This window comes from Serratia sp. 2723, from assembly GCF_050434425.1.
GTDB lineage: Bacteria > Pseudomonadota > Gammaproteobacteria > Enterobacterales > Enterobacteriaceae > Chania.
The window spans coordinates 77,558-94,065 of record NZ_JBNDIN010000008.1; the positions used below are offsets into that span (position 1 = coordinate 77,558).

Here is a 16,508-nt window from a genome sequence, read left to right on the forward strand (position 1 = left end):
GGGAGAGGGAGCTGGCCTGGTGTTGTGGTCAGGTACTGTGATAGATCTGTTCCCTTCACAAGAGGGAGCTGGTCCGGTGTTGTGGTCATGTACTGTGATAGATCTGTTCCTGACACGAAAAGGATCTGATTTGGTGCTGTGGTCAGGTAATTTTCTTTAGCTGATAGCTAGCTCGATCGGTCCCCTCTCCCTGTGGGAGAGGGTTAGGGTGAGGGGCCTAGTTGCGATATAACACCTTGATGATGTGATAACCGAACTGGGTTTTCACCGGGCCATAGGGCTTGAGCAACGGGATGCTGAACACCGCCTTATCGAAGGCAGCGACCATAGTCCCCTTGTTGAACTCACCCAGGGAGCCGCCGTTGCGCTTGGATGGGCAGCTCGAGTATTTGCGCGCCAGCGTATCAAAGCTGACGCCGCGCTTGAGTTTGGCCAGCAGCTCGTTGGCCAGTGTTTCGTTATCCACCAGGATGTGCAGCGCGCTTGCGGTCTTTGCCATCTTCATAATCCAATCAGTCATGTAGAATTTGCCGCCATTATACCTGTTAAATCCGCGCGGCGCTTTCTGCTACAATCCTTCTCCCCAGCACACCAATATTGAGCAATAAAGCGCCATGCGATTAAACCCCAGCCAACAACAAGCCGTCGAATTCGTTACCGGGCCTTGCCTGGTGCTGGCCGGTGCCGGTTCCGGCAAAACGCGTGTGATCACCAATAAAATCGCCCACCTGATCCACCAATGTGGCTATCAGGCCCGGCATATCGCCGCCGTGACCTTTACCAACAAGGCTGCGCGTGAGATGAAAGAGCGTGTGGCGCAAACCATGGGGCGCAAAGAGTCGCGTGGCCTGATGATCTCCACCTTCCATACGCTGGGGCTGGAAGTGATCAAACGCGAATATGCCGCGTTGGGGATGAAGTCCAACTTCTCACTGTTTGACGATCAAGACCAGCTCGCGTTGTTGAAAGAACTGACCGAGAAGTGGCTGGAAAACGACAAAACTCTGGTGGCCCAGCTGATTTCGACCATTTCCAACTGGAAGAACGATCTGGTGGATCCGCAACGGGCAATGGGGCTGGCGCGTTCCGAGCGGGACAAGCTGTTCGCCCACTGCTACGGGCTGTATCACGACCACATGAGGGCCTGTAACGTCCTGGATTTTGACGATCTGATCCTGCTGCCCACCTTGTTGCTACAGCGTAATGAGGAGGTGCGTGAGCGTTGGCAGAATCGTATCCGCTATCTGTTGGTGGACGAATATCAGGACACCAACACCAGCCAGTACGAACTGGTGAAACTGCTGGTGGGTAACCGCGCACGCTTTACCGTGGTGGGGGATGACGATCAGTCAATTTACTCCTGGCGCGGTGCGCGTCCGCAGAACCTGGTACTGCTAAAGGAAGATTTCCCGGCGTTGCAGGTGATCAAGCTGGAGCAGAACTACCGTTCCAGCGAACGTATTCTGAAAGCCGCCAACATCCTGATTGCCAACAACCCGCACGTTTTTGAAAAACGCCTGTTCTCCGAGCTGGGCTACGGCGAAGAGTTGAAGGTGGTCACGGCCAATAATGAAGACCACGAGGCCGAGCGGGTGGTGGGGGAACTGATTGCCCATCACTTTGTGAAGAAAACCAATTACGGCGACTATGCGATCCTTTACCGCGGAAACCATCAGTCGCGGGTGTTTGAAAAAATGCTGATGCAGAACCGCATTCCGTACAAGATTTCTGGCGGCACGTCGTTCTTCTCGCGCCCGGAAATCAAGGATTTGCTGGCCTATCTGCGGGTGCTGACCAACCAGGATGATGACAGCGCCTTCCTGCGTATCGTCAATACGCCGAAGCGGGAAATCGGCCCGGCAACGCTGCAAAAGCTGGGGGAGTGGGCCAATCAGCGTAACAAAAGTCTGTTCCGTGCCAGTTTCGATCTTGGTCTGGGCCAGTATCTGACCGGCCGGGGGCTGGAATCTTTGCAACGTTTCACCCACTGGATGGAAGGGATCATCCAGATGGTGGAGCGTGAGCCGGTGGCAGCGGTGCGCGATCTGATCCGCGGCATCGACTATGAAAGCTGGCTGTTTGAAACTTCGCCCAGCCCGAAAGCGGCCGAAATGCGCATGAAAAACGTCAACACGCTGTTTGGCTGGATGACCGAGATGCTGGAAGGCAACGATCTGGACGAGCCGATGACGCTGACCCAGGTGGTCACGCGCTTTACGTTGCGCGACATGATGGAGCGCGGCGAAAGTGATGAAGAGTTGGATCAGGTACAGCTGATGACTCTGCATGCTTCCAAGGGGCTGGAATTCCCCTATGTGTTCCTGGTGGGGATGGAAGAGGGGTTATTGCCGCATCAGAGCAGCATTGACGAGGATAATGTCGATGAAGAGCGGCGTTTGGCCTATGTGGGGATCACCCGTGCCCAGAAAGAGCTGATTTTCACCCTGTGTCGCGAACGTCGCCAATACGGTGAGTTGGTGCGCCCGGAACCCAGCCGTTTCCTGTTGGAACTGCCTCAGGACGATCTGGCCTGGGAGTCGGAACGTAAGGTAGTCAGCCCACAGGAGCGGATGGAGAAAGGCCAGAGCCATTTGGCCAGCGTAAAAGCGATGTTGGCCAAGGCCAAAGGCGGTAGTTGAGGCAGGGGGCACTCGAAATTTCTCCTTATCCCAACCCTCTCCTTGATTAGCCTGTATTGCTGCGGAAAGTGAAGAGCAAGAAGAAAGACAGGGTATTATGCAGAGAAATCAGCGAACTCGATCGGTCCCCTCTCCTTTTGGGAGGGGGTTAGGGTGAGGGCTGCTCTTCCAAAAACAGTGGCCAGTGGGCATAACTCTGCCAATGGCTTTCCTGATCCAACGCTTCAGCGCGCAGCGGATGTTGTTCCAACCAGCCGTGTGGCAAAATCACATGCAATTCTTCATCGTTGGCGCGCAAGCGTACCGCAGGCAGGGTATCGTCACGGCGGCGGCTGGCAAAGATGATGGCCAGACGTAGCAGACGACACATGCGCTGTGCCACTCGGGGCGGCACGGCGTTCTGTTGGCTCAGCAGCGGCAGATCGAGGGCATTGCTCTGGTTTTGCAGCAGGGTGGCTAACAGTTTTTTCTGCGCCGGGGTAAAGCCGGGTAAATCAAGATGGCTGACCAGATAGGCGGCGTGTTGGGGAGCCTGTTTGAAATCGACGCTCAGGCCGATTTCGTGGATCAGGCTGGCCGCATGTAGTAGCTCACGACATCGCGTATCCAATTGCCATTCGTTGGTGGTCTGCAAACAGAAGTTCGTGGCCAGTTGGCTGACGCGTTCAGCCTGATCGATATCCAGCAGGTAACGGCGTTGCAGGTTGCGTAACGTTCGGCTGCGGATATCCTGCTCGACCGGCAGATGCAGCATGCCATACACCAGCCCTTCGCGCAGAGCGCCACCGGCCAGCGTCATGCTTTCGATGCCTAACTCCTGGAAAATGGCCAGCAGTATCGACAGGCCGCTTGGGAACACCAACGCACGTTCCAGCGTCAGCCCTTCGATTTCCAGCTCTTCCAGCTTGCCACACTGAATGGCTCGTTGTTTCAACTGCCGCAGCTTGGGTAGGGTAATACGTTCGTCCATCCCCTGCGCCACCATGATTTCCTGTAGCGCTTGCACGGTACCGGAGGCGCCGACACAAATCTGCCAGCCATGTTGACGAAGTTGTGGAGCGATCGTCCGCACCATTTCACGTGCGGCCTGTTCGGCGGCTTCGAAGTTATCCCGCTCCAGATTACGATCGCTGAAGAAGCGTTCGAGCCAGGTGACACAGCCCATCGAAAGGCTATACAGCTGCGCGGCCTGAGCACCCGTACCTACGACCAACTCCGTGCTGCCCCCCCCGATATCGACCACCAGACGCCGATCCGGGCCGCCGGTGGTGTGGGCGACGCCGTGGTAGATCAGGCGGGCTTCTTCTTCGCCGCTGATGACCTGAACGGGGCAGCCAAGGATCGTTTCGGCAGTTTGCAGGAATTCGGCCGCGTTGTGGGCCAGGCGCAGCGTTGCGGTGGCGACGACCCGAATTTGATCGCGCGGGATATCCTGCAGGCGTTCCGAGAACAGCCGCAGGCATTGCCAGCCACGCTGCATGGCTTCCTGTGACAGGTGATTGTGCTGATCCAGCCCGGCCGCCAGGCGCACTTTGCGCTTGATGCGAGCCAGCGTCTGGATACTGCCAGCCACCTCACGTACCACCAACATATGGAAACTGTTGGAACCCAGATCGATGGCGGCATAGAGGGTGCTGGAACCTGGCATAGTCGTCTGTTAGCCCGAACGTTTACGGTTGTTACGTGGCGCACCACCACGACGTGGCGCGGAAGAGTTACGGCGTGGGCCGTTGTTGCCACGTGGACGCACCAGGCGCTTCGGTGCTGGCAGATCGCTCAGCAACGCATCACTGTTGTACTTGCTCACCGGAATGCTGTGGCCGGTATAGGTTTCGATAGCTGGCAGATTCAGCGCGTACTCTTCACAGGCCAGGCTGATGGAGTGACCGCTTTCGCCCGCGCGGCCGGTACGGCCAATGCGGTGCACGTAGTCTTCGCAGTCGTCCGGCAGATCGTAGTTGAAGACGTGAGTCACCAACGGGATATGCAGGCCGCGTGCGGCGACATCGGTGGCGACCAGGATATCCAGATTGCCCTTGGTGAAGTCGTCCAGAATACGCAGGCGTTTTTTCTGCGCCACGTCGCCGGTCAGCAGGCCCACGCGGTGACCGTCGGCAGCCAGATGGCCCCAGATGTCTTCACAGCGGTGCTTGGTGTTGGCGAAGATGATGCAGCGGTCCGGCCACTCTTCCTCGATCAGCGTCTGCAGCAGGCGCATTTTTTCTTCGTTGGAAGGGTAGAACAGCTCTTCCTGAATGCGGTGGCCGGTTTTCTGTTCCGGTTCAACTTCCACATATTCGGCATTGTTCATCTGCTCAAAGGCCAGTTCGCGTACGCGATAGGACAGGGTGGCAGAGAACAACATGTTCAGGCGTTGATCGACCGCAGGCATACGGCGGAACAGCCAGCGGATATCTTTGATAAAGCCCAGATCGTACATGCGGTCGGCTTCATCGAGCACCACAACCTGGATAGCACCCAGATCGATATAATTCTGTTTGGCGTAGTCGATTAAACGGCCGGTGGTCCCCACCAGAATATCTACGCCACTTTCCAGCACTTTCAGCTGTTTGTCATAGCCATCGCCGCCGTAGGCCAGGCCAAGCTTCAACCCGGTAGACTGCGACAGCGCCTCTGCATCGGAATGGATCTGCACCGCCAGTTCACGCGTAGGCGCCATGATCAAGGCGCGCGGCTGGTTGGTCTGGCGACCTTCTTTCGCCGGGTGGGACAGCAAATAGTGAAAAGTAGACGCTAAAAATGCCAGCGTCTTTCCGGTACCGGTTTGCGCCTGACCTGCAACGTCGCGCCCACTGAGGGTGAGCGGCAATGCCAACGCCTGGATGGGCGTGCAGTTGTGAAACCCTTTTTTCTCAAGGGCTTCAAGGACTAACGGGTGCAGGGCGAAGTCGGAAAACTTCTGTTCGGTCAAGTGTGTTTTGCTCATAGTGTGGTAGAATATCAGCTAACTATTGCTTTACGAAAGCATATCCGTTGAAATAAAAGCGGTGAAATAAAATCACCTGAGTTGGTTTGATGCTACACCAACAAGGTAGACCTAATCCTGTGGAGTAGAACATGAGCGATAAAATTATTCACCTGACTGACGACAGCTTCGATTCCGATGTGCTGAAAGCCGAAGGGCCTATCCTGGTCGATTTCTGGGCTGAATGGTGTGGTCCGTGCAAGATGATTGCTCCGATCCTCGACGAGATTGCCGAAGAGTTCGCCGGCAAGCTGACCATTACCAAACTGAACATCGATCAAAACCCGGCTACCGCGCCTAAATACGGCATCCGTGGTATCCCGACGCTGTTGTTGTTCAAGAACGGTGAAGTGGCAGCGACCAAGGTCGGCGCGCTGTCCAAGGGTCAGCTCAAAGAGTTCCTGGACGCGAATCTGTAATTAGGGCGGGAAGCCCCATGACGGGCGTCTGGAGGTGGATTTTCATTCACCGCTAGACGCCTGCCAAGAAGCGTGTTAAGTTTAACCACACTGCATTTTGAACTTGCCATAAGTATTAAATCTAAAGAGTCAGAATCTAAGCATTACTCTACGTTGAACCATCGGCACTAAGCATTTTACTGTGAACCGAGCCCATGTTTTAACGATCAAGCGGTTTTACAAAAAATCAGTTTTAAGGCACCTTCGATCTTAAACCGTCAGCGTGTGCGCCCCAGCTAAGCCATTTCTTACTGCGGCGGCCCAGCAGCCCGGCGATCGAACGTCCAGTAACAGGCACGCATACCCTATGAATTTCACGTTGTAGCTTGAAAGGCGATGGGTATAACACGCTGCCATACCATTCACGATACTAGTTCGAGACACACCCCGAGTTTAAGAACCCCCACTATGAATCTTACCGAATTAAAGAATACGCCGGTTTCTGAGCTGATTACTCTCGGCGAAAATATGGGGCTGGAAAACCTGGCCCGCCTGCGCAAACAGGACATTATCTTCTCTATACTCAAGCAACATGCGAAAAGCGGAGAAGATATCTTCGGTGATGGCGTGCTGGAGATATTGCAGGATGGATTTGGTTTCCTCCGTTCCGGAGACAGTTCCTACCTCGCAGGCCCCGACGATATCTACGTTTCTCCCAGCCAAATCCGCCGCTTCAACCTCCGCACAGGTGACACCATTTCCGGTAAGATTCGTCCGCCAAAAGAAGGCGAGCGCTATTTTGCCCTGTTGAAAGTTAACGAAGTTAACTATGACAAACCGGAAAACGCCCGTAACAAGATCCTGTTCGAAAACCTGACGCCGCTGCACGCCAACTCACGTTTGCGTATGGAGCGCGGCAACGGTTCTACCGAAGATCTGACGGCTCGCGTACTGGATTTGGCAGCGCCAATCGGTCGTGGCCAGCGTGGCCTGATTGTGGCACCGCCGAAAGCCGGTAAAACCATGCTGCTGCAGAATATTGCGCAGAGCATCGCATACAACCATCCAGACTGCGTGCTGATGGTGCTGCTGATCGACGAACGTCCGGAAGAAGTGACCGAGATGCAACGTCTGGTCAAAGGCGAAGTGATCGCTTCTACCTTTGACGAACCCGCATCCCGCCACGTACAGGTTGCCGAAATGGTGATCGAGAAGGCCAAACGCCTGGTCGAGCACAAAAAAGACGTGATCATCCTGTTGGACTCCATCACCCGTCTGGCGCGTGCCTACAACACCGTAGTACCTGCCTCAGGCAAAGTGCTGACCGGTGGTGTGGATGCCAACGCCCTGCATCGTCCGAAGCGTTTCTTCGGTGCGGCTCGTAACGTTGAGGAAGGCGGCAGCCTGACCATCATCGCTACCGCGCTGGTCGACACCGGTTCGAAGATGGACGAAGTGATTTACGAAGAGTTTAAAGGTACGGGTAACATGGAACTGCATCTGGCGCGTAAAATCGCCGAGAAGCGCGTCTTCCCTGCTATCGATTACAACCGTTCCGGTACGCGTAAAGAAGAGTTGCTCACCACCTCTGAAGAACTGCAGAAGATGTGGATCCTGCGTAAGATCATTCACCCAATGGGCGAAATCGACGCGATGGAGTTCCTCATTAACAAGTTGGCGATGACCAAAACCAACGATGAATTCTTCGACATGATGAAACGCTCATAAATAAGTAAAATATTCGAGGAACGCCACGCCTAGTCGTGGCGTTTTTTGCTTTTGGCGGATACGATAAGTCACAGTAAAGGAAAGTAAGTTATTTTTGCGACTTATTGAGAACTCATCTTATTTGCGCCTGTTTTTGCGTTAGTGCGTTGAAGCAAGAAACGCTTTGGGCATTGATAAGTGTGAATGTCTATGTCATAGGAAATGACTGAAAGGTTGCTTGGTCATGTGGCGCGTTTTTTTACCCATGTTAAGCTGCCTCATCTTCTTCAGAGATTTGTTAACCGTGAACTTACTCACCATGAGTACTGAAATTCTTTTTGTTTTTCTATTTTCTCTGGCTTTTTTATTTGTTGCTCGCAAGGCAGCAAAACCTATTGGCTTGGTGGATAAGCCTAATTATCGCAAACGTCATCAGGGGCTGATCCCGCTGGTGGGTGGGATTTCTGTTTACGCTGGCATCTGCTTTGCCTTCCTGATCACCGACCAGACGATTGCGCACAGCAAACTCTACCTCACCTGTGCCGGTGTGCTGGTATTCGTCGGGGCGTTGGACGATCGCTTCGATATCAGCGTCAAGATCCGCGCCACCATTCAGGCACTGGTCGGCATTGCCATGATGGTGTTTGCCGGCCTGTATCTGCGCAGCCTCGGCTATGTGTTTGGTGGCTGGGAAATGCAGTTGGGGCCGTTTGGCTACCTGGTTACGCTGTTTGCCGTATGGGCGGCGATTAACGCCTTTAACATGGTCGACGGTATCGATGGTCTGCTCGGTGGCCTCTCCTGCGTGTCGTTTGGCGCGATGGGGATCCTGCTGTATCAAGGCGGCCATAGTGAGCTTGCCTTCTGGTGCTTCGCCATGCTGGCGGCCATTGTTCCCTATATTCTGCTTAACCTCGGCATCCTTGGCCGTCGCTATAAAGTCTTTATGGGTGACGCCGGTAGTACGCTGATCGGTTTTACCGCCATCTGGTTGCTGGTGCAAAGCTCACAAGGGCCAAATCATCCGATCAAACCGGTCACCGCGCTGTGGGTTATCGCCATCCCGTTGATGGATATGATTGCCATCATGTATCGCCGTCTGCGTAAGGGCATGAGCCCGTTTTCGCCAGACCGTCAACACATCCACCATTTGATTATGCGAGCGGGCTTTACGCCTCGTCAGGCTTTTGTGCTCATCACCCTAGCCGCAGCGCTGCTGGCGGCGGTTGGTGTGATAGGCGAACGTCTGACTTTCATACCTGAATGGGTTATGTTGGCATTATTCTTGCTTGCATTCTTCTTGTATGGCTATTGCATCAAACGTGCATGGCGGGTCGCGCGCTATATCAAACGTCTCAAGCGCCGCCTGCGAAATGCAACGAACAATAAGCAAGTACCTTAACCTGAGGCTTTAGGGCAGTGATGAATCCTGAAACAACGTCTGACAAGAATACCCCGGTGGTTGATAACGAACTCGATATCCGTGGCCTGTGCTGTACCCTGTGGCGCGGCAAAAAATGGATTATCGGTTTCGCGGTGCTGTTTGCTGCCGTCGCGCTGATCGTTTCCTACCTGGTGAAACAGGAGTGGAGCGCCACGGCGATCACCGATAAGCCAACGGTGAATGCGTTGGGGGGATATTACTCTCAGCAGCAGTTCCTGCGTAACCTGGATCTGCGGACGCTGCCCGCGGTTGCCAGCGATCAGCCAGGCATCGCCGATGAAGCCTATAATGAATTTATCATGCAGCTGGCCGCCTATGACACGCGTCGTGATTTCTGGCTGCAAAGCGATTACTACAAGCTGCGCCAGGAAGGGGATGCCCGTGCCGACGCGGCGTTGCTTGATGACCTGATTAACAATATCCAGTTCACGCCGCGCGACGACAAGAAATTGCTGAATGATAGCGTGAAACTCACCGCCGAGACTGCGCCAGACTCCAACCATCTGCTGCGTCAGTATGTTGCCTTTGCCAGCCACCGTGCGGCGCAGCATCTGAATGAAGAGATCCAGGGAGCCTGGGCGGCGCGTACTACCTCGATGAGTGCGCAGGTAAAACGCCAGGAAGCGGTAGCCGATGCGGTATATCAGCGTGAACTCAAGACCGTGCAGCAGGCGCTGAAAATTGCCGAGCAGCAGGGGATTAGTCATACGCAGACCGATACGCCAGCCGAACAGCTGCCAGATTCCGATCTGTTCCTGCTGGGCAAACCCATGCTGCAGGCGCGTCTGGAAGGTTTGCAGGCTTCAGGCCCGGCTTACGATGTGAGCTACGATCAGAACCGGGCCATGCTGGCCACCTTGAACGTCGGCCCAACGCTGGATGCCAAATTCCAGACCTACCGCTATTTACGTACGCCGGAAGAGCCGGTGAAACGTGATAGTCCGCGCCGGGTATTCTGGCTGATTATGTGGGGCGCAATCGGTGGCCTGATTGGTGCGGGCGTTGCCTTGGTTCGCCGGCCTAGAAGTTAATACATAATATAATAATTTCGCTGTTGGGCTCTGAGTGCCCAACTTTGCAGGTTCGCCTGCGCTCCACCGACCAAAAGAGATTCGCTGTGAAAGTGTTGACTGTTTTTGGCACCAGACCGGAAGCCATCAAAATGGCACCTCTGGTACATGCTCTGGCTCAGGATGATGCCTTTGAGTCAAGAGTCTGCGTTACGGCACAGCATCGCGAGATGCTGGATCAGGTACTGCGTTTGTTTGAAATCGTACCGGATTACGACCTGAATATTATGAAGCCTGGCCAGGGGCTGAGTGAAATCACCTGCCGCATTCTGGAAGGGATCAAAGGCGTACTGGAGGACTTCAAGCCGGACGTGGTGTTGGTTCATGGTGATACGACGACCACCATGGCGACCAGCCTGGCGGCGTTTTATCAGCGTATCCCGGTGGGGCATGTGGAAGCGGGTCTGCGTACCGGTAATCTCTATTCTCCGTGGCCTGAAGAGGCTAACCGCAAGTTGACGGGGCATTTGGCGATGTATCACTTCTCGCCAACCGAAAATTCACGGCAGAACCTGTTACGTGAATCGCTGCGGGACGACCATATTTTCGTCACGGGCAACACCGTGATCGATGCGTTGCTGTGGGTGCGCGATCGCATCATGCACAATTCAGAGCTGCGCAGCAGCCTTGACCAACGTTATCCTTTCCTGGATGCCAATAAAAAGCTGATCCTGGTGACCGGCCACCGCCGCGAGAGCTTCGGTGGCGGTTTCGAGCGCATCTGTAGCGCCTTGGCCGAGGTTGCCCGTAAGCATCCTGATGTGCAGGTGGTGTATCCGGTACATCTCAATCCGAACGTCAGTGAGCCGGTCAACCGTATCTTGAAAGAGGTCGATAACATCATTCTGATCGATCCGCAGGATTACCTGCCGTTTGTCTATCTGATGACGCGATCTTATCTGATCCTGACCGACTCGGGCGGTATCCAGGAAGAGGCGCCATCGCTGGGTAAACCGGTGTTGGTGATGCGTGATACCACCGAGCGGCCAGAAGCGGTAGATGCCGGCACGGTACAGTTGGTGGGAACGGACGTAGCTAGAATTGTTGATGCGGTAACCCGGTTATTGACAGACGAAGGCGAGTACCACGCTATGAGCCGGGCGCATAACCCATACGGTGACGGGCATGCCTGCCAACGTATCCTCGAAGCTTTAAAGAATAATCAGGTGACACTATGAGTTTTAACACTATTTCAGTTATTGGCCTGGGTTATATCGGTTTGCCAACGGCGGCGGCGTTCGCTTCCCGCAAGAAAAAAGTGGTGGGCGTAGATGTTAACCAGCACGCGGTAGATACCATTAACCGTGGTGCCATCCACATCGTCGAACCTGATTTGGATCGCGTGGTAAAAGAAGCGGTAGAAGGCGGTTATCTGCAGGCGGTGACTAAACCGCTGGCGGCCGATGCGTTCCTGATCGCCGTACCCACGCCGTTCAAAGGGGATCACGAACCCGATCTGGCCTATGTTGAAGCCGCCGCCAAGTCATTGGCACCGGTACTGAAAAAAGGCGACCTGGTGATCCTGGAGTCCACCTCACCAGTGGGCGCTACCGAACAGATGGCACTGTGGCTGGCAGAGGCGCGTAGCGATCTGAGCTTCCCGCAGGATGCCGGTGAGCAGGCTGACGTGAACATTGCCTACTGCCCCGAGCGTGTGCTGCCTGGGCAGGTGATGGTTGAGCTTATTCAGAATGACCGCGTGATCGGCGGGATGACGCCAAAATGCTCCGAGCGCGCCAGCGCGCTGTACAAGATTTTCCTCGAAGGTGAGTGTGTGATCACCAATTCGCGCACCGCCGAGATGTGCAAACTGACGGAAAACAGCTTCCGCGACGTTAACATCGCATTTGCCAACGAGCTTTCGCTGATTTGTGCCGAGCAAGGCATCAACGTGTGGGAACTGATCCGCCTGGCCAACCGCCATCCGCGTGTCAACATTCTGCAACCTGGTCCTGGCGTGGGCGGGCACTGTATCGCCGTGGACCCTTGGTTCATCGTGGCGCAGAACCCGCAGCAGGCTCGTCTGATCCATACCGCGCGCCTGGTTAACGACGGCAAACCGCTCTGGGTGGTCGATCAAGTCAAGGCTGCCGTGGCAGATTGCCTGGCGGCCACCAACAAGCGCGCTTCTGAAGTGAAAATTGCCTGCTTCGGTTTGGCGTTCAAACCTAATATCGACGATCTGCGTGAAAGCCCGGCGGTTGAAGTAGCCCACCTGATCGCCGATTGGCACGTGGGTGAAACCCTGGCGGTCGAGCCTAACGTTGAGCAATTGCCGAAGTCACTGGCGGGCCAGGTTACGCTGAAAAAACTGCCTGAGGCCTTACAGCAGGCGGATGTGATCGTGATGCTGGTCGATCATAAAGAATTCAAGGCGATCAGGCCGGAAGAGATTAAGCAGTCCTGGATCGTGGACACCAAAGGAGTCTGGCGTTGAAACGTATTTTGGTCACCGGTGGTGCCGGATTTATCGGCTCTGCCGTGGTAAGACATATCATCGAGGGGACCAGCGATAGCGTGGTGGTGGTTGATAAGCTCACCTACGCCGGTAACCTGGAGTCGCTGGCGGGTGTCGCGGACAACGAGCGCTATGCTTTCGAGCAGGTGGATATCTGCGACCGTGCCGCACTGGACCGCGTATTTGCGCAGTACCAGCCGGATTTCGTGATGCACCTGGCGGCGGAAAGCCACGTTGACCGCTCGATCGACGGCCCGGCGGCCTTTATCGAAACCAACATTGTGGGCACTTACACCATGCTGGAGGCTGCCCGTCATTATTGGCAGGCGCTGGCGGCAGAGAAAAAGCAGGCTTTCCGCTTCCATCATATCTCTACCGATGAGGTGTACGGCGACCTGCACGGCACCGACGATCTGTTTACCGAAACTACGCCTTACGCGCCAAGCAGCCCGTATTCTGCCTCCAAGGCCTCGAGCGACCACCTGGTGCGTGCCTGGCTGCGTACCTACGGTTTCCCCACCGTCGTGACCAACTGCTCCAACAACTACGGCCCTTACCACTTCCCGGAGAAGCTGGTGCCGCTGGTGATCCTTAATGCCATCTCCGGCAAACCGCTGCCGGTCTACGGCGATGGTGCGCAGGTGCGTGACTGGCTGTTTGTGGAAGACCATGCGCGAGCGTTATATCAGGTGGTGACAGAAGGTGTGATTGGGGAAACCTATAACATCGGCGGCCACAACGAGCGCAAAAACATCGAAGTGGTACAGACCATCTGCGATCTGCTGGAAGAGCTGGCACCGAACAAACCGCAGGGCGTGGCGAAATATCGCGATCTGATCACCTACGTCAAAGATCGCCCGGGCCACGATATGCGCTATGCCATCGACGCGGGCAAAATTGAACGTGAACTGGGTTGGCGCCCACAGGAAACTTTTGAAAGCGGCATCCGCAAGACGGTTTCCTGGTATCTGAACAATGAAACCTGGTGGCGTCGTGTTCAAGACGGCTCCTACGCAGGCGAACGCCTCGGGTTAAGCCAGTAATCCCATCCAGACGAACGCACGGAGGGCGGTAAGCGCCGTGCGGCTATCGTAAGTTCAGGAGTGAAGATGAAAGGTATTATTCTAGCCGGCGGTTCGGGGACGCGTTTACACCCGATCACCCGCGGCGTCTCCAAGCAGTTGCTGCCCATTTACGATAAACCGATGATTTACTATCCGCTCTCGGTGCTGATGCTGGCCGGGATCCGCGATATTCTGATTATCTCTACGCCTGAAGATCTGCCCTCGTTTCGCCGTTTGCTGGGCAGCGGTGAAGAGTTTGGCATCAACCTCAGCTACGCCGAACAACCGAGCCCGGACGGGTTGGCGCAGGCCTTCCTGATCGGCGAAGAGTTTATCGGCGGTGAGCCGTGCTGCCTGGTGCTGGGCGACAATATCTACTTCGGCCAGGGCTTCAGCCCGAAACTGAAAAGCGTGGTCCAGGGTCTCAAAGGTGCCACGGTATTCGGTTATCAAGTGATGGATCCAGAGCGTTTTGGCGTGGTGGAGTTCGACGATAACTTCCGCGCGCTGTCGATTGAAGAAAAGCCGCTAAAGCCGAAGTCCAACTGGGCGGTCACCGGCCTCTATTTCTATGACAATCAGGTGGTGGACTTCGCCAAGCAGGTGAAACCCTCCGAACGCGGTGAGTTGGAAATCACCAGCATCAACCAGATGTATCTGGAGCGTGGCGAACTGAGTGTCGAGCTGTTGGGGCGTGGTTTTGCCTGGCTTGATACTGGCACCCACGACAGCCTGATCGAAGCCAGTACCTTTGTGCAGACGGTAGAGAAGCGTCAGGGGTTCAAGATTGCCTGTCTGGAAGAGATCGCCTGGCGTAACGGTTGGCTGGATGATGATGGCGTAAGACGCTCGGCGCAGGCGTTAGCCAAAACCGGCTATGGCAAATATTTACTGGATTTACTGCATGTCCGTCCACGCCAATATTGAGCCTTTGGGTTGGGAAAGCGAGTATTTCCAGCTCACCAGCGCCAAGCTGCATTTTGACGATGCGGCTCCGGTGCTCGCCACTGCCGATCTGGACGCGTTTGCGCTGGTTCAGGCCAAGATCCCGGCCCAGCGCCTGGATCTGGCCGATGGTTTGGCTGGCGTGGGATTTCGGCTGGTAGAGGGCGAAGTGGACTTTGCCCTGGCAATTGGCACAGATTGTGCATTGGATTTACCGGCCATCCGCATCGCCCAGCCTGAAGATATTCCACTGTTGCGTTCGGTGGCGGCCAAGGTTTTTGCCGCCAGCCGTTTTCGCGCGCCTTGGTATCAGCCGCAGGACAGCGGGCGTTTTTACGCCACCTGGATTGAAAAAGCGGTGCTGGGGACGTTTGACCATCAGTGCCTGCTTGTGCTGGGCAGCGATGGGGAGCCAGAAGGGTTTGTCAGCCTGCGTGATATCGGCCAGCAAGAGGCGCGTATCGGCCTGTTGGCGGCATTCCCAGGTGTACAAGGAAAAGGGACCGGTTCTCGGCTGATGACTGCCGCGATCGCCTGGTGCCAGCAGCAACGCCTGCAGCGCCTGCGGATCGCGACTCAGATAAGTAATATTGCCGCGTTACGGCTCTATCAACGGCACGGTGCCACCCTAGAAAGCACCGCGTATTGGTTCTATAGAGGTTTACATGATCCCATTTAACGCTCCACCGGTTGTTGGCACGGAACTCGATTATATGCAGGCTGCGATGAGCAGCGGCAAACTCTGTGGTGACGGTGGTTTTACCCGTCGCTGCCAGCAGTGGATGGAACAGCATTTTGGCTGCCCGAAAGTGCTGCTGACGCCGTCTTGCACTGCGTCACTGGAAATGGCCGCCATCCTGCTGGATATCCAGCCGGGTGATGAAGTGATCATGCCGAGCTACACCTTCGTATCCACCGCTAACGCCTTTGTGCTGCGTGGTGCGGTGGTGGTGTTTGTCGATCTGCGTCCAGACACCATGAACATCGATGAAACCAAGATTGAAGCGGCGATCACCGATAAAACCCGCGCCATCGTGCCGGTGCATTACGCTGGCGTGGCCTGCGAAATGGACACCATCATGGCGCTGGCGAAGAAGTACAACCTGATGGTGGTGGAAGATGCTGCGCAGGGCGTAATGTCGACTTATAAAGGCAAAGCCTTGGGGACTATCGGCCATATCGGCTGCTTCAGCTTCCATGAGACCAAAAACTATACCGCTGGCGGTGAAGGTGGCGCGACGCTGATTAACGACCCGGCCCTGATCGATCGTGCCGAAGTGATCCGTGAAAAAGGCACCAACCGCAGCCAGTTCTTCCGTGGCCAGGTGGACAAATATACCTGGCGCGATATTGGTTCCAGCTATCTGATGTCAGATCTGCAAGCCGCTTATCTGTGGGCACAGCTGGAAGCCGCCGAGACGATCAACCAGCGCCGCCTGAAGCTGTGGCAGAACTATTACGATGCATTGAAGCCGTTGGCGGCTGCGGGGCGTATCGCCTTGCCGGTCATTCCAGCCAACTGCGTGCACAACGCCCATATGTTCTACATCAAGCTGAAAGACGTGCAGGATCGCACCGAGTTTATTGACTACCTGAAAGAAGCCGAAATCATGTCGGTGTTCCACTACATCCCACTGCACGCCTGCCCGGCAGGTGAGAAGTTTGGCCGTTTCTCCGGCGAAGACCGCTTCACCACCAAAGAGAGCGAGCGCCTGGTGCGTCTGCCGCTGTTCTTTAACATGTCAGACGTCAACCAGCGTACGGTGATCAATACCATCCTGAGCTTCCTCGTCTGAT

Annotated in this window: 14 protein-coding genes; 11 read left to right on the top strand and 3 right to left on the bottom strand. The window is 55.4% G+C overall.

What is annotated here, in order from left to right:
* Nucleotides 1-217 precede the first annotated feature (217 nt).
* On the bottom strand, nt 218-499 hold the full coding sequence (ppiC, locus tag ABIE29_RS14000; RefSeq protein WP_021181563.1) for a peptidylprolyl isomerase PpiC: 282 nt from the start codon (nt 497-499) through the stop codon (nt 218-220).
* Nucleotides 500-614: 115 nt separating this feature from the next.
* Here ppiC and rep point away from each other — a divergent pair, with 115 nt between their 5' ends.
* Nucleotides 615-2,639, top strand: coding sequence for a DNA helicase Rep (gene rep, locus ABIE29_RS14005; protein WP_429619366.1), 2,025 nt, complete (start codon nt 615-617; stop codon nt 2,637-2,639).
* Between the two features lie 148 nt (nt 2,640-2,787).
* Here the strand turns inward: rep and ppx are convergent, their stop codons facing one another.
* Both ppx and rhlB read right to left on the bottom strand, forming a co-directional pair.
* Nucleotides 2,788-4,287 (bottom strand): exopolyphosphatase, encoded by a 1,500-nt coding sequence (gene ppx, locus ABIE29_RS14010; protein WP_429619367.1) that lies wholly within the window; start codon nt 4,285-4,287, stop codon nt 2,788-2,790.
* Between the two features lie 9 nt (nt 4,288-4,296).
* On the bottom strand, nt 4,297-5,586 hold the full coding sequence (rhlB, locus tag ABIE29_RS14015) for an ATP-dependent RNA helicase RhlB (RefSeq protein WP_024484189.1): 1,290 nt from the start codon (nt 5,584-5,586) through the stop codon (nt 4,297-4,299).
* Nucleotides 5,587-5,717: 131 nt separating this feature from the next.
* Between rhlB and trxA the strand changes: the two genes are divergently transcribed.
* From trxA to rffA, 10 genes are all read left to right on the top strand, one after another.
* The gene (gene trxA / locus ABIE29_RS14020) at nt 5,718-6,044 is read left to right on the top strand and encodes a thioredoxin TrxA (RefSeq protein ID WP_024484188.1); all 327 of its coding nucleotides are present in this window, start codon (nt 5,718-5,720) and stop codon (nt 6,042-6,044) included.
* 447 nt (nt 6,045-6,491) lie between these two features.
* Complete coding sequence (rho, locus tag ABIE29_RS14025; RefSeq protein WP_021181558.1) at nt 6,492-7,751, top strand: transcription termination factor Rho; 1,260 nt, start codon at nt 6,492-6,494, stop codon at nt 7,749-7,751.
* Nucleotides 7,752-8,034: 283 nt separating this feature from the next.
* Nucleotides 8,035-9,132 carry a UDP-N-acetylglucosamine--undecaprenyl-phosphate N-acetylglucosaminephosphotransferase gene (gene wecA / locus ABIE29_RS14030; RefSeq protein ID WP_429619368.1) on the top strand — a complete coding sequence of 366 codons (1,098 nt, stop codon included), beginning with the start codon at nt 8,035-8,037 and terminating at the stop codon, nt 9,130-9,132.
* A 20-nt stretch (nt 9,133-9,152) separates the two neighbouring features.
* Nucleotides 9,153-10,205 carry an ECA polysaccharide chain length modulation protein gene (gene wzzE, locus ABIE29_RS14035; protein ID WP_429619369.1) on the top strand — a complete coding sequence of 351 codons (1,053 nt, stop codon included), beginning with the start codon at nt 9,153-9,155 and terminating at the stop codon, nt 10,203-10,205.
* A gap of 86 nt (nt 10,206-10,291) precedes the next feature.
* Entirely contained in the window at nt 10,292-11,422 is a 1,131-nt protein-coding gene (gene wecB, locus ABIE29_RS14040) for a non-hydrolyzing UDP-N-acetylglucosamine 2-epimerase (RefSeq protein WP_429619370.1), read from the top strand.
* On the top strand, nt 11,419-12,681 hold the full coding sequence (gene wecC / locus ABIE29_RS14045; RefSeq protein WP_021181554.1) for a UDP-N-acetyl-D-mannosamine dehydrogenase: 1,263 nt from the start codon (nt 11,419-11,421) through the stop codon (nt 12,679-12,681). The genes wecB and wecC overlap by 4 nt, the downstream gene beginning before the upstream one ends.
* A complete protein-coding gene (gene rffG / locus ABIE29_RS14050; RefSeq protein WP_429619371.1) occupies nt 12,678-13,745 on the top strand; it encodes a dTDP-glucose 4,6-dehydratase in 1,068 nt (355 codons plus the stop codon). The genes wecC and rffG overlap by 4 nt, the downstream gene beginning before the upstream one ends.
* Nucleotides 13,746-13,811: 66 nt before the next feature.
* On the top strand, nt 13,812-14,693 hold the full coding sequence (rfbA, locus tag ABIE29_RS14055) for a glucose-1-phosphate thymidylyltransferase RfbA (protein ID WP_059199113.1): 882 nt from the start codon (nt 13,812-13,814) through the stop codon (nt 14,691-14,693).
* Entirely contained in the window at nt 14,671-15,390 is a 720-nt protein-coding gene (gene rffC / locus ABIE29_RS14060; protein WP_429619372.1) for a dTDP-4-amino-4,6-dideoxy-D-galactose acyltransferase, read from the top strand. Before rfbA ends, rffC begins: the two co-directional genes overlap by 23 nt.
* Nucleotides 15,377-16,507: a dTDP-4-amino-4,6-dideoxygalactose transaminase gene (rffA, locus tag ABIE29_RS14065; RefSeq protein WP_429619373.1), complete on the top strand. Its 1,131-nt coding sequence runs from the start codon at nt 15,377-15,379 to the stop codon at nt 16,505-16,507. The genes rffC and rffA overlap by 14 nt, the downstream gene beginning before the upstream one ends.
* The last annotated feature ends 1 nt before the right edge of the window (nt 16,508 follow it).